The sequence below is a fragment of the Prevotella sp. Sow4_E9_plate genome (assembly GCF_052116205.1).
Lineage (GTDB): Bacteria > Bacteroidota > Bacteroidia > Bacteroidales > Bacteroidaceae > Prevotella.
Window position 1 is genome coordinate 1 of the sequence record NZ_JBQKLN010000068.1, and the last position, 13,611, is coordinate 13,611.

Genomic DNA, 13,611 nt, shown 5'->3' on the forward strand with positions numbered 1-13,611 from the left:
ACATTGATGCTTGGACTACCGAGCACTTGTCCAAAAACTGGGTGACAGAACGAACCAAAACACTCAAACAAGTGAGTTAATATTGGAACATAGAACTGGACACCCTAATTATTTTATCAATTTATTTACTACCATGCCTCCAGCTTATCGGCAATCTCCGGCATCTTATCTTTGCAGAATACAGGATTCTTGCCTTCCTTCTTCTGCTGTCGATAATCCTGCAGCAGGAAGACGGCCTGGCGGGAAAGCAGGACGATGGCCACAAGATTGCAGAGCGTGAGAAGAGCCATCGTGATGTCGGCAAAACTCCATGCAAAATCAAGCGATACCACAGCTCCTACCATTACCATCGCAGCTACTGCAAGACGATAGATGAATACACCCAGCTTGGAATCCCTGATATATCTCACGTTGGTCTCGCCATAATAATAGTTGCCGATGATGCTGCTGAAGGCAAAGAGACAGATCATTACAGCCACAAATGGATTGCCGATGCTTCCTATTTCGTGAGTCAAGGCATCCTGCGTCAGCTGAATACCATTGGATGCTGTAACATCTACCCCACTCACCAGTATGATGAAGGCGGTGCATGAACATACCACCAAGGTATCAGTAAACACCCCCAAAGCCTGAATCAAACCCTGCTTTACAGGATGACTCACCGTTGCCACGGCAGCTGCATTAGGGGCACTACCCTCACCAGCCTCATTACTGAACAGTCCTCGCTTGATGCCCTGTATCACCGTAACTCCCAACACTCCGCCGGCAGCCTGATTGAAGCCGAAGGCATTCTCCACAATGGCAAGCAACACCTTAGGCAGACTGGTGATATTCCAAATCACGACTCCAACGGCTATCAGAAGATAGACGACAGCCATCACAGGAACCACAGTAGAAGAGAACTTTGCCACGCGCTGGATACCACCGAAGATGATGAGCAGGGTGAGCACCGTGAGCACAATTCCCATGGTAGCAGGTTCGATGCCGAACGCTTTCTGCCAGGCCTGACAGATGGTATTGCTCTGAACAGAATTATAGGCAAAGCCAAAGGTAACGATCATCAGGACGGCAAAGAGAATGCCCATCCATCCCTTTCCAAGACCATACTTCATATAGTAGGCAGGACCTCCAAAGAAGGATGTCTTTCCCCTGCGCTTGTAAAGTTGGGCTAGGGTTGATTCTATGAAAGCCGATGCAGAACCCAGCAAAGCCAGCATCCACATCCAGAATACGGCTCCCGGACCACCGATGCTGATAGCTGTAGCCACGCCAGCAAGATTTCCCGTACCGATACGACTGGCCAATGCCACCACGAAAGCCTGGAAGGAAGAGATATGTTTCATCTCGCCATCCACCTTTACCTCCATCGACAGTTCATCTTGTCCTATCTCCTCCGGTTGAACCTTGTCGGGATTCAGCAACAGCCTGACCATCTCCTTGATGAGTCGGAACTGTACGAACCTTGTACGCCAAGTGAAAAACAGGGCACAGCATATCAGAACTGTAATGATGATATACGACCAGAGAAAATCGCTAACCTGAACTAAAATGTTTTGTAATGAATCTATCATTTGTCTATCAAAATCTGAATATTATTTCTTTTCGACTGCAAATTTACGAATTTAATTTCAAAAATCAGCAAAATATCTGTCTATCTTACGTTTAACCGTCTTTTCGTCCTCTTTTTAAATATAAAACGGAGGTATTTTATACATTTTTCCATGGTGAATATACTATCTTTTGTCCGTTTTCCCAAGATTTAACACTTTATTCTGCACTATCATCGAACAAAAACTCCAAAAGAAGTAAGGATCTCAGATTTTATTTGTACTTTTGCCGTACTTCAGCAAAACTTCAATAAAAAACGACAACAATGAACATTAAAAACATTTTTCTTACCACAATCATCGGTTCAATGATGACCATACCTACCATGGCACAACGAAAAGCTGCGACCATCAATGACAACTGGGAATTCAAACTTCCTACCAGTCAGAAATGGACATCAGTAAATATTCCCCATACTTATACTCTGGATGCCTACCAAGGCAGGAACTATAATAAAGGGAAGGCAGAATACCGCCGCATTCTTACCCTGGCAGAAATCAATCCAGACAGACGCTATTTCTTGAAGATAGATGCAGCAAATAAGGCTGCAGAAGTGAAGGTAAATGGCAAGGAAGTAGGTTGTCATGCCGGTGGATATTCGTCCTTTACCTTCGATATCACTGATTTTCTAAATACCAATCCTGCAAGACAAGGAGAAAAATCAGAAAATACCATAGAGATAACTGTAGACAACAGCCGTCAGGATGTCACTCCTATCATGGCAGATTTCACATTCTGGGGCGGCATCTATCGTGACGTCTGGCTCGTTTCTACACCCGATATTCATTTCAACATGCTCAACATGGGAAGTGACGGCATCTTCGTTTCTACTCCTATTGTGAATGAAAAACAAAGCGTGGTAAAGGTGGTTAGCGAAGTGAGCAATGATGGTCAAAAAGCATCGATGGTAGAACTGAGAAACGAGATTTTCTCGCCCGATGGAAAGCTACTTCAAACCATCAAGAAGAAGATACCCCTGAAAGCCGGCGAAACCCAACGCACGGCATTGCAGTCAAAACCCATTGCCAACCCACTTCTTTGGACTCCAGAACGTCCTACTTTATACAAGGTAAGAACCTCTATTATAGATACGAAATCAGGGAAAGTCATTGATGAGAAAAACCACAAGGTTGGATTCCGCTGGTTTTCTTTCGATGGAGAGAAGGGATTCTGTCTGAATGGAAAGACTTACAAGCTACGTGGATTCAACCGTCATCAGGATCAGGCACCTGTAGGAGTAGCCTTACCCGACGAGGCTCATCGCCGTGACATAAAACTGATGAAGGAACTGGGCAGCAATTATATCCGCATCTCCCATTATCCTCAAGATGACGCCCTCTTGGATGCCTGCGATGAACTCGGTTTGTTGGCATGGGAAGAAATTCCTATCATAGACCTTGTACCAGACACTCCCCACTATGCCGATAATTGTGAGCGTAATCTACGGGAAATGATCCGCCAACACTACAACCATCCAAGTATCATCAACTGGGGCTACATGAATGAAATCCTGCTCTGCACTCCATGGCCAGGAACTAAGGAATGGCCAGCCTTTAAGGAACGTACCCTAGCCCTTGCCCATCGATTGGAAAAGGTTCTTAAGGATGAAGACCCAACCAGAAAAAGCGTAATGGCATTTAATATGACCAATACTTACAACGAAATAGGTCTGAACCTTGTTGATGTTGTGGGATGGAATCTTTATCATGGCTGGTATCAGGGCGAACTGAACGGATTCAATCACTGGTGTGAAGACCAGCACCAACGCTATCCCAAAAAGCCGATGATAATTTCAGAATGGGGAGCAGGAAGCGATCAGCGTCTGCACTCAAACTCTGCCCATGCCTTCGATTTCAGCATAGAATATCAGCAAACTTATATAGAGCACTATCTGCCATTCATTGAAGAAAAGCCTTGGATTAGCGGTTGTACCTATTGGAACTTCATCGACTTTAACGTGGCAGAACGCCAGGAATCCATGCCAAGAGTAAACAACAAGGGAATTGCCTACAACGACCGTACCCTGAAGGACGTAGCTTATTACTTCAAGTCTATGTGGCGTAAGGACATACCTGTGGTTCATATTGCCAGTCGCGACTGGAGCATAAGAACTGGTCATATCAACGAGCCCCAGCGCATTAAGGTATATTCTAACATGCCAGAAGTGGAACTTATCGTAAATGGCAGGAGCTACGGGAAAAAGAGTGTACAGAATTGCTTTGCCGTCTTTGATGTTGTCCTGCCTTTCGGTAGTTCTACTTTAGAAGCAAAAGGTTTTAACGAAGTTCTGACAGATTATAAAAACAAGGTTGATGGGAACACAGGAGATGTAATGAAAATTCAGTATAACCCTCTGCCAAACTTGGCAAAAGGAGAAGAACTCGCCATCAACGTGGGCAGTAACTGCTATTTCATATCTTCCTTGAGCCAGCTCACATGGTTACCAGACCAAGCATACAAGCCTGGAGCATGGGGATATGTAGGAGCCGAAAGCAAGAGTACGACATCTGAAATCGGAAACACAATAGATGGCCCGATTTATCAGACATGGCGTGAAGGAGATTTGGAATACAGAATAGACGCACCTTGTGGCGAATACGAGGTAGAACTACTGATGGCTGATGTTACCAAGCCTGCAGTCCAACTGCCTAATCTCCTAGCCAAAAGCAATACAGAGTCTTCATCCAAAGATGTAAGATTTGATGTCAGCATCAATGACGAAAGGAAAGAATCGGATTTCACTCCTACTGATGGTCGCCATTACCGTACTGCCTTTAAGCGTAAATACATCGTTGAAAACAATCGTGGCAGCATCAACATCCAGTTGAAGTCCCTGCAAGGAAAGGCTTTCCTAAATGGCATCAAGATTAGAAAGTTGAATTGAAACCATGAGCAAATCAGTTCATCATTATGGTTATTTAAAACAGAACCAGGGAATGAATACAAAAAGTCAGTTGGTAGTACAATGTTACCAACTGGCTTTTTTGTTAAAATTGCTTTTGAAAAAAACAGGAAAATAAGTTGTGGAACAAAAAAAACATAAACTACACCATAATATATGGCAGAAAAAAACAAAATCAAAAAATCATGTCTTAAAGTCAAATAATAAAGTTCTTGCATTCAATATAAAGCTAAATTTGCAGCAGCAATTAAGATTTTAAACCAATAAAAACAAAAACAGATGAAAACAAAACTATTAAAGAACAGCTACGTATTGCCTATGACTTTGTTTTGTTCTGCTTTGACATTTTCTCCATTGGGAGTTGCCCAGGCACATGCAACAACAAATGTTGTACAACAGGCAAAGACTGTGAAGGGTACAGTTGTAGATGAGACTGGTGAACCTGTAATTGGTGCAAGTGTCATGGTAAAAGGTACTAGTGTGGGCTGCGCCACAGATTTGGATGGTAATTTTACGCTCCAGAATGTAAAGCCAGAACAGACACTTACCATTTCGTATATTGGCTATACAGCTCAAACGATAGCCATAGGTCAGAAAACAAACTTCAATGTGGTACTTAAACCAGACAACAAAGTTCTCAACGAAGTAGTTGTAGTAGGTTATGGAGCAATCACCAAACGCTCAGTGTCTACTTCCATGTCAACAGTAAAAGGCTCAAATATTGCCGAGATGCCAACATCCAACATCACCCAGAGCCTTTCTGGTTTATCCTCTGGTATTACCCTGCAGCAAACCAGTGGAGAACCGGGTGCAGCCCCTTCCATCCGCATCCGTGGTGCAGGTTCCATCAATAGTGGTAACGATCCACTTTACGTTATTGACGGTTATCCTACTACCGATTCAGAACTGTTCAACAATATCAACCCAAGTGATATTGAAGACATTCAAATTCTGAAGGATGCCGCATCATCTGCCATCTATGGTTCAAAAGCAGGTAACGGTGTCATCATCGTAACTACCAAGAAGGGCAAGGCAGGAAAACCGACGGTAAATTTCTCAACCCAGATTGGTGTAAGTCAGGCACAGACCCGTGTAGACGTACTTGATGCTAAAGACTATCTTGACATGATTATTGAGGCACGTACCAACAACGGTACTATCAGTAAATATCCAGAACTCACAAAACTCCGTGATTCCGGCAACTATTGCAATACCGATTGGCAAGACGCTATATTCCGCAATGCTCTCAACTATCGTGCCAACGCAACAGTCACCGGCGGTACAGATATGATAGCCTACAATTTCTCTGTAAATTACCAGAATGAAGATGGTATCCTGCTCAACTCTTTCTTTAAGAAAGTGAATATCAAGGCTGGATTTGATGCCAAGCTGAGCAAACATGTCAAAATTGGCGCCAGTTTTTCTCCAAGCTATAACAAGAAACGCAGTCAGCAGCCAACAGGTGGAAACACAGAAGATGTGAAAGGTGTCATCGCAGACGCACTCTCCTATCCTCCTATCCTCCCTGTTTACCAAGCCAATGGTGACTATACGCAAATTTCACAGCATTATTCTGGCAAGAATGGAACACCAGACTATGGCTTGAATACACAGTTGCGCAACCCGGTCTGCAACCTGTTGGAGAACAACAATGACAGTTGGTCATTAAGAACGCTGACCAATGCATACATAGAGATAACTCCTATCAAGAACCTCACAATCCGTTCTACAGTTGATTTCTCTACCAATTCCACAAAGCTTGACTATTACCAGTCAGCTTATCTGCTCGGTTCTTCATACACAGGAAACAAATCTACACCTTTTCTCAAGTCTGTAGATGCTTACCGTGCTTCAGGTTTTGGCTATAATACATATTGGTCAACTACAGCCTCTTACAATTGGGACATCACAGATAAGATGAACCTCAATGCCGTAGCAGGTTACGACTTTGAATACAACAGTGCCTTCAACGTTCGCCAGGATGACCGTACTGATGCCGACAACCCAATCGCCTATCTGGGTACAAGCATCAAGAACGTAATGGGTGCAAATCTGTGGACTGGTTCTTCAAGTAACACAAATTATGTGTTCGATGCCATGTTCACACGACTCATATTCAATTATGACAGCAAGTACGTACTTTCTGGGTCCCTGCGTCGTGACCGTTCCAGCAAATTCGGTCCAGACAACCGTGCCGGACTCTTTTACTCAGCATCAGGAGCCTGGAACATCACTGAGGAATCATGGATGAAACCATTAACCTGGCTCAGCCTGGCTAAGGTGCGCGCAAGCTATGGTGTAACAGGAAATGACCAGATAGGAAGCAACTACGCATGGATTTCTACTATCAAGACCGACCACAACGTAGTATTCGGAACAAGTTCCATTCCTTCATATTATCCTGGAGGATATTCAAACCGTGAACTTGGATGGGAAAAGAACAAGCAGTACGACCTCGGTATCGACCTGGCGTTCTTCAACCGCATCAATCTGAATGTAGACCTCTATAAACGTACGAGTGACATTGTAATGCCTGCCAATATTCCAAACTTCAATGGTATAGCAAGTTCTGTTTATATGAACTCCGGTCAGGTAGAGAACAAGGGTATTGAACTTTCTCTTAACGCAAAAGTATTACAAGGCGCATTCAACTGGGAAACTACCCTCAACTGGTCAATGAACAAGAACAAGATCCTTTCACTTGCCAATAACCAGACACAATTGGCAAACGGCAAGGCTGGTACAAAATGGGGCAATGTCATCAGAAACATCGTTGGTCGTCCTATGGGCGATATGTATATGCTCAAAGTGATTGGCACATACAACACAGAAGAAGATTTGCAGAAATATCCTAAGTTTGGAACAGAAGGTATCGGTGATCTCATCTTCGAAGATACCAATGGTGACAAGGTTGTCAATGCCAATGATTATCAGCATGTAGGTAATTATCAGCCTGATTTCACATATGGTTGGAACAATAAGTTCAGCTACAAGAACTTCGACTTGGCTGTAACAATCGATGGTCAGGTAGGTGGTAAGGTTATCTATGCCGCAGCACGTGCTTTCTCTCTTAACCGTTGGGATGACAACGTACTTAAGGAATCAGGTCTCGGCCGTTGGCAAAGTCCAGAGAATCCTGGCAATGGCAAATCACATAAGGCAGGTACCAACAATCTTGGTTCAAACATCCAGCCTTCAACCCGCTATCTTTATGATGCCGATTTCCTGCGCATCCGCAATGTGGCTCTGGGTTATACTCTGCCAACACAAATCTGCCGCTACATCGGTTTGCAGCGAGTTCGCTTCAGTGCAAACGTTCAGAACCTCGTTACATTCGACAAGTACCCAGGCTATTCTGTTGAGGCAAACTACAATGGTAATTCTGCTACCAACAATGGTGTAGACTTTGGTGGTTATCCTATCGCACGAGTAATGACATTTGGTATTAATGCAACATTCTAATAAGGAAATAAAATTATGAAAACAAAATATATAAATAACGTAATTCTCTCAGCATTGCTGGGAGGTTCGGCTATGGGATTCTCTGCTTGTAGCGATAGTTTCTTCGATCGCTATAATTCTGACACCATGCAGATGGAGACCTATCTTACCAATGACAGCGAAATAGAAAACATCCTCTTGGATGCTTACTATTATCTGCGTACAGTACAGGAAGATGTGATTATGGTCAACGGACTTTGTACAGACGAAGCCTATGACTACAAGAAGAACAACCAGTCTGACTATATCAGCCTGAACGAGGGAACATGGGATGCTACCTCTGCCACCATCAATGATATCTGGAGTAACTGTTACAGCATGATTAACAGATGCAATAATGCTTTAGACAAGATTGATAAAGTCAGCGAAAGCAATCGCAAACAGTTTGAGGGTGAAGCATGCTTTTTCAGAGCATACGCTTACTTTACACTTGTAAGACTCTACGGTCCTGTGCCATTGACACAGCATGTCATCTCCAACTATAATGAATTGTACAGCTACAATCGCAGTCCGAAGGAAGATATTTATGCCCTCATAAAAGAGGATCTTGCCAAAGCCACAGCCAATTTGCCACAGAGCTACAAAGAAGCCAGCAAGGCAGGTCGAGCTACCAGCATTGCAGCCAAGGTGAAGCTCGCTGATGTATATATGACATTGAAAGACTTCAATAGTGCAAAGACCCAACTCAAGGAAGTCATTGACTATGCCAATCAGAATCCAGACAGCCTTGGATTGCTTGATGACTATGCCAGCATATATGACTCAGAAAATCCAGTAAACAAGGAAATTATTCTGGCAGCACAGTTCAACAACGGTTCCACCCAGATTACCAACTATCTGATGCGCCGCTGCATCCCTGCTGTCACACCAAACAATCAACCTGCCTACGTTTACCCTGACGGAACAAAATCTACAATTCTTTGTTCTCAGGGAGTAAGTTGTCTGTTGATGACATGGGAGTTATATAATGCCTTGAGAAAGAATCCACAGGATAAGCGCTACACCCAGATGGTTTACGACAAGCTTTACGACACATCACAGACTAAGTCTAAACAGACCGACGAAGTGAATGTGACAGAAAATGGAGAGGCTTATACTCCAGCTACTCTCAAATACTTCGACACTCACAATCAGGGCTTAAAAGCTTGTACCAGTGGCTGTGACGATATCATCTACCGTTATGCCGATGTATTACTCATGTATGCAGAGTGTCTGAACGAAACATCTTCTACCGATGAAGCTAAGACCTACCTCAACCAAGTTCGTAACCGAGCAGGAATCAATGGCACAACCGCATCAACTCAAGAAGAAATGCGACTCGCCATTGAAAACGAACGATATGTGGAGCTCTGCTTTGAAGGTCATCGCTGGTTCGACCTGGTTCGCACAGGACGTATAAATAAGGTAATGGAAGCTCATTTCAATCATCGTACACAAGGATTGTCTGCAACACAACAAGCCAATAACAACGGTATGGCTGTGAAAGATTGCGATGCAACAACAGGTACACCACTGGAGTGGCGCTGGAGTAAAATTACAGACGATATTCTCTTCCCGATTCCTTTTGATCAGCATCAGCTGACACAGAATTGGGAACAGAACAAAGGCTATTAATATCAAACCATTATGAAGAATAAAGCATTTATCGGAGTCATTGCAGCCTCGCTCGTGCCGGGGCAGGCAGCAATGGCACAAAACAAGGCTGTAAAGGCTACAGCCGACAGACCCAATATCATTTTCATCCTTGCCGATGATCTGGGATATGGCGATCTCTCCTGCTACGGCAGCAAGACTATCAAGACTCCAAACATTGATAAACTGGCTGCTACGGGTACTCGATTCAACCAGAGCTATGCCGGGTCAGGAATCAGTTCACCATCACGTTGTGCACTGATGACGGGTAAGAATACCGGCAATAGCCGTATACGTGATAATATGTGCACAGCAGGAGGCATGACTGGTCTGAAAATAACCCCTGAAGGAGACACGACCATCGTTCGCAGGACAAGTCTGCAGCCGCAGGATACGACCATCGCTACGGTATTGCACGCTGCCGGCTACAAAACCTGTCTTGTCAACAAATGGCATCTGGATGGCTATGATCCTAAATCATCACCAATCTATCGTGGTTTTGACGAGTTCCACGGATGGCTGATCAGTACGGTAGAATCCAATTCACCTTACTATTATCCATACAACCGTTTCGACCATGACAAGCTCATCCACATCAAGGCAAATGAGCACGATAAGCACATCAAACACAATACGGATATTTCGACCGATGATGCCATCAATTTCATCAAGCGAAACAAGAAGAATCCTTTCTTCCTCTATCTGGCTTTTGATGCGCCTCATGAACCCTATATCATCGACAACACCACATGGTATGATGATGAATCGTGGAGCATGAACGACAAGCGCTACGCTTCACTCGTAACCCACATGGATGCTGCAATAGGCAGACTGCTCACCTATCTGGAAAAGAACAACTTGCGCGAGAATACGCTTGTGATCTTTGCCTCAGATAACGGTGCAGCCGTTCAAGCACCATTGAAACTCTTCAACTGCAACGCAGGATTCCGCGGTCGCAAGGCACAACTCTACGAAGGAGGAATCCGAGTACCGTTCATCGTGAACCAGCCAGGAAAGGTGCCGGTACAGTCGCTGAACAACATCATCTATTTCCCAGATGTAATGCCTACGCTGGCAGCTCTTACGGGAGGAACCCAATATCTGCCTCAGAACATCAACGGCATGAATATCCTGCCATTGTTCTATGGTAAGCAGATTGATACAGACGACCGAGTTCTCTATTGGGAATTCCCAGGCAAACAGCGTGCTGCGCGCCACGGTGACTGGAAGGCTGTTACCATCAAGCCAAACAAGCCTCTGGAACTCTACAATCTGCGTGAAGACCCGGAAGAAAAGCATGATCTCGCCAAGAAATATCCGGAAATGGTAATCGGTTTTGACAAGGTGATGAAGGAAATGCGAACTCCATCAGAAAACTGGCCAATACCGGAAGATGCAGAAAGTGGGAAAAAGTAATTGGCATTGTAAAACCGGGGGTGTGTCATGGATTTATGACACACCCTCAGTTTTTTATCCGTTTTTTCAAGATTTTACGGTCTTTAAGCGACGTGTTTTGCGACAACGTGTTGGCTGTAGAATATGCATCGAGCAGCCAGCGTGACAATTATCAATCAGCAAGACTTTCTGAATTGGAGATGTTGTAGCGATAGCAGCCATTCTGTCGGCAATCGATATTCACCCAAATGTTTTTCTGTGTCGTCATACGTCACTCACGTTATTTTTTACTTATCCAAAAAGCTGACAACCTCTGGAATCTCTTTGTTCAAGAAGTCGTACCAAAGCTGAGGGCTATACCCCATTGATGTATGATGAATCATATAGAATGGAAGCTGATAGCCATCAGCAAATTGCAATTCACCTCGTATAGGAGAACTGTTACTGATTCTTTCGTCCAATGTTTGGATAGAATATTTCACGTCCGTTTCATCGAGAACATTTATACCCTTTGCGTTTCTTAATCCAACGAATATGCAAACATCTGGCTTGATAATCTGCACGACATCAGCTAAGCACTTCCATGCCGTCTCGTAATCAGCTAAGGAGGGCACCTCATGTGTGCCTTTCATAGGCTCCTGTATGAAGTTATAAGAAGCTATTTTGTTCCAAAAACCCTCGACATCCATGTCGCTTTCATCCAAGAATGTTTTCTGAAGGTTTGTATGGAATTTCCAGCTACCTTTTTCTATTGCACAATTAACTATTGCACAATTAATGATTCCTCTTGTATATTCCTTGTCTGTAACACATCTATCATATTCCTCTGGGCAGAATTTGCCTTCATCATTCACCGTATAGTGCGAGTCTCCCATGATAAGCACACGTTTTGGTGCCGAAGCATAGTTGCAACCTATCCAAGGATAGTGTACAAGATTCTCAACTTTATCAAACTGCGAATCAAATTGTTTGTCTGATGTTGTCATAATAACCTAAATTCCGCAACACTATAATTCAATATTATTTATAAGAACCTGAGCAACAAAAAGTTGATTAGGTTTTTGCCATGTCAGAAATCTCACTTGTCTTAGTGTTGCATTTAAAAACAAATAAAACTCTGAATGACACGGCAAAAATACAAATAAAATCTATGAAACACACTCCTTTTGGGGATTTTTTTCAATTATGGAGCAATTTGATGCTTTTTTAGCTTAAACCATAGATTCCACCTTGGGATCGAGATGCACATTGTTTGGTTATCAATATAGTGAGATTCTACGCTCTCTGATGTGCGTATATCTTTGTGGTGGCTCATGTCTTGAGGATATTTCAACACACCTTATAAAAATTTTATAAAAATATCATAGCCTTCAAAGATATTTTTAAGCTGTGCCATTTTTTGGCACACCCTTGCACTACCTTTGCAATAAATTTTAAATGTTAAGTGTATGAAACTGAAAGAACTTTTACTTAGTACGGATTTTGACGCATTGATTCCTGCCTTAAAAAAGGAAGGATATTTGGGCATCAGACAATATCGTGAGGCATACGACATCCTTTGCCATCTTATTCCTGCGGATGAATCCGAGATTAAGGACCCCAAAATACGTGTAGAGTGGGTTAAACCTGTTGAAGGCTATGAGGATGAAGAGCCATATATTAATGTATACAATTGTGAAGGTGATCTTTGGGAATGTAATGTTGCCAAGGAAGTGGTTGTTGCTAATGACTGCAACATCAGCAAGGAGGAAGTGCTAGCCAAGATTCTTTGGAGTTGTACATTCTACGGCTATACACCGCAGACACTCAAAGATACCTTTGAGGACAGAATCGAGCACAAGATGCACACCAGTTATGGTACTATGGCTAGAAAGTTAGAACAAAAGTACTATCTCTATTATTTGCCTGGCCATAAGAAAAGAGAGGTTCTCGAAACCATGAAGCTCTTTTCTCATGATAGTATATCAATGAGCATGGAGGACTGGAACTATTGCAAGAAGAGAATCGCCAAAGCATCCAATATCAGAAAGAAGCGTGACTATCGTATGCAGAAGAGAATTGACTATCTAGACTATAGAGAAAAATATGAAGGTCTCCGAGATAAGTTCATGGGTGGAAAGGACATCACTTTTCATGACATGGATTTCATCTATGATGGTTTCTCTATATTGCTAACCAACATGGAGACTCATACTTATGGAGAAAGCAGCAGAGTGGATTATCTGAAGAAACTGATAAAGTACATCGAGATGGATTCAGATAATGAGTTTTTCAATCTGCAGAAGCTAGTCGTATTATGTAAAGTGTCCTCACTTCATCCTCTTTCTTTGAAGGAGGAAGAAAATATCAAGAGTGAGTTCCAAATGTTGGCAGGAAAAGGAAAATTAGTCTTTGGTACGAGAGAGGTAAGTTCCGATGTAGTTGATTTGCATTTTACGATACTTATTCAGAAATACGAAAAACGAGAGTGTAAACTAAACTGTGTCAAGCTACAATAAAAGTAGTTTAACACAGTTTTTATATTATGGACAACTTAGAAATTGATTACAAGAAAGCTGCTCAGCAGTTGCGTA

The 13,611-nt window shown here is 43.0% G+C and carries 7 protein-coding genes and 1 pseudogene; 6 read left to right on the forward strand and 2 right to left on the reverse strand.

The window, feature by feature from the left end:
• Positions 1-128 precede the first annotated feature (128 nt).
• A complete protein-coding gene (locus ACTQ53_RS16390; protein ID WP_441934298.1) occupies positions 129-1,568 on the reverse strand; it encodes an alanine/glycine:cation symporter family protein in 1,440 nt (479 codons plus the stop codon).
• Positions 1,569-1,873: 305 nt separating this feature from the next.
• On the opposite strand from ACTQ53_RS16390, the gene ACTQ53_RS16395 reads away from it, so the two are divergent.
• The 4 genes from ACTQ53_RS16395 (at position 1,874) to ACTQ53_RS16410 (ending at position 11,059) form a co-directional block, all read left to right on the forward strand.
• Entirely contained in the window at positions 1,874-4,492 is a 2,619-nt protein-coding gene (locus tag ACTQ53_RS16395) for a glycoside hydrolase family 2 TIM barrel-domain containing protein (RefSeq protein WP_441934288.1), read from the forward strand.
• Between the two features lie 297 nt (positions 4,493-4,789).
• A complete protein-coding gene (locus ACTQ53_RS16400; RefSeq protein ID WP_441934290.1) occupies positions 4,790-7,972 on the forward strand; it encodes a SusC/RagA family TonB-linked outer membrane protein in 3,183 nt (1,060 codons plus the stop codon).
• 15 nt (positions 7,973-7,987) lie between these two features.
• A complete protein-coding gene (locus ACTQ53_RS16405; RefSeq protein WP_441934292.1) occupies positions 7,988-9,625 on the forward strand; it encodes a RagB/SusD family nutrient uptake outer membrane protein in 1,638 nt (545 codons plus the stop codon).
• Positions 9,626-9,697: 72 nt separating this feature from the next.
• The gene (locus tag ACTQ53_RS16410; protein WP_441934300.1) at positions 9,698-11,059 is read left to right on the forward strand and encodes a sulfatase-like hydrolase/transferase; all 1,362 of its coding nucleotides are present in this window, start codon (positions 9,698-9,700) and stop codon (positions 11,057-11,059) included.
• A gap of 266 nt (positions 11,060-11,325) precedes the next feature.
• Here the strand turns inward: ACTQ53_RS16410 and ACTQ53_RS16415 are convergent, their stop codons facing one another.
• Positions 11,326-12,024 carry a hypothetical protein gene (locus ACTQ53_RS16415; RefSeq protein WP_441934294.1) on the reverse strand — a complete coding sequence of 233 codons (699 nt, stop codon included), beginning with the start codon at positions 12,022-12,024 and terminating at the stop codon, positions 11,326-11,328.
• A gap of 164 nt (positions 12,025-12,188) precedes the next feature.
• Here ACTQ53_RS16415 and ACTQ53_RS16420 point away from each other — a divergent pair.
• Together ACTQ53_RS16420 and ACTQ53_RS16425 are read left to right on the forward strand one after the other, a co-directional pair.
• Positions 12,189-12,391: pseudogene (locus tag ACTQ53_RS16420) on the forward strand (hypothetical protein); the annotation flags it as partial.
• A gap of 95 nt (positions 12,392-12,486) precedes the next feature.
• Positions 12,487-13,536 (forward strand): hypothetical protein, encoded by a 1,050-nt coding sequence (locus tag ACTQ53_RS16425; protein ID WP_441934296.1) that lies wholly within the window; start codon positions 12,487-12,489, stop codon positions 13,534-13,536.
• Positions 13,537-13,611: the final 75 nt, after the last annotated feature.

Coding starts and splice junctions, on each gene's coding strand:
- ACTQ53_RS16415 (WP_441934294.1), bottom strand. CDS start 12,024: ATGACAACATCAGACAAACAATTTGATTCGCAGTTTGATAAAGTTGAG.
- ACTQ53_RS16400 (WP_441934290.1), top strand. CDS start 4,790: ATGAAAACAAAACTATTAAAGAACAGCTACGTATTGCCTATGACTTTG.
- ACTQ53_RS16405 (WP_441934292.1), top strand. CDS start 7,988: ATGAAAACAAAATATATAAATAACGTAATTCTCTCAGCATTGCTGGGA.
- ACTQ53_RS16425 (WP_441934296.1), top strand. CDS start 12,487: ATGAAACTGAAAGAACTTTTACTTAGTACGGATTTTGACGCATTGATT.
- ACTQ53_RS16410 (WP_441934300.1), top strand. CDS start 9,698: ATGGCACAAAACAAGGCTGTAAAGGCTACAGCCGACAGACCCAATATC.
- ACTQ53_RS16395 (WP_441934288.1), top strand. CDS start 1,874: ATGAACATTAAAAACATTTTTCTTACCACAATCATCGGTTCAATGATG.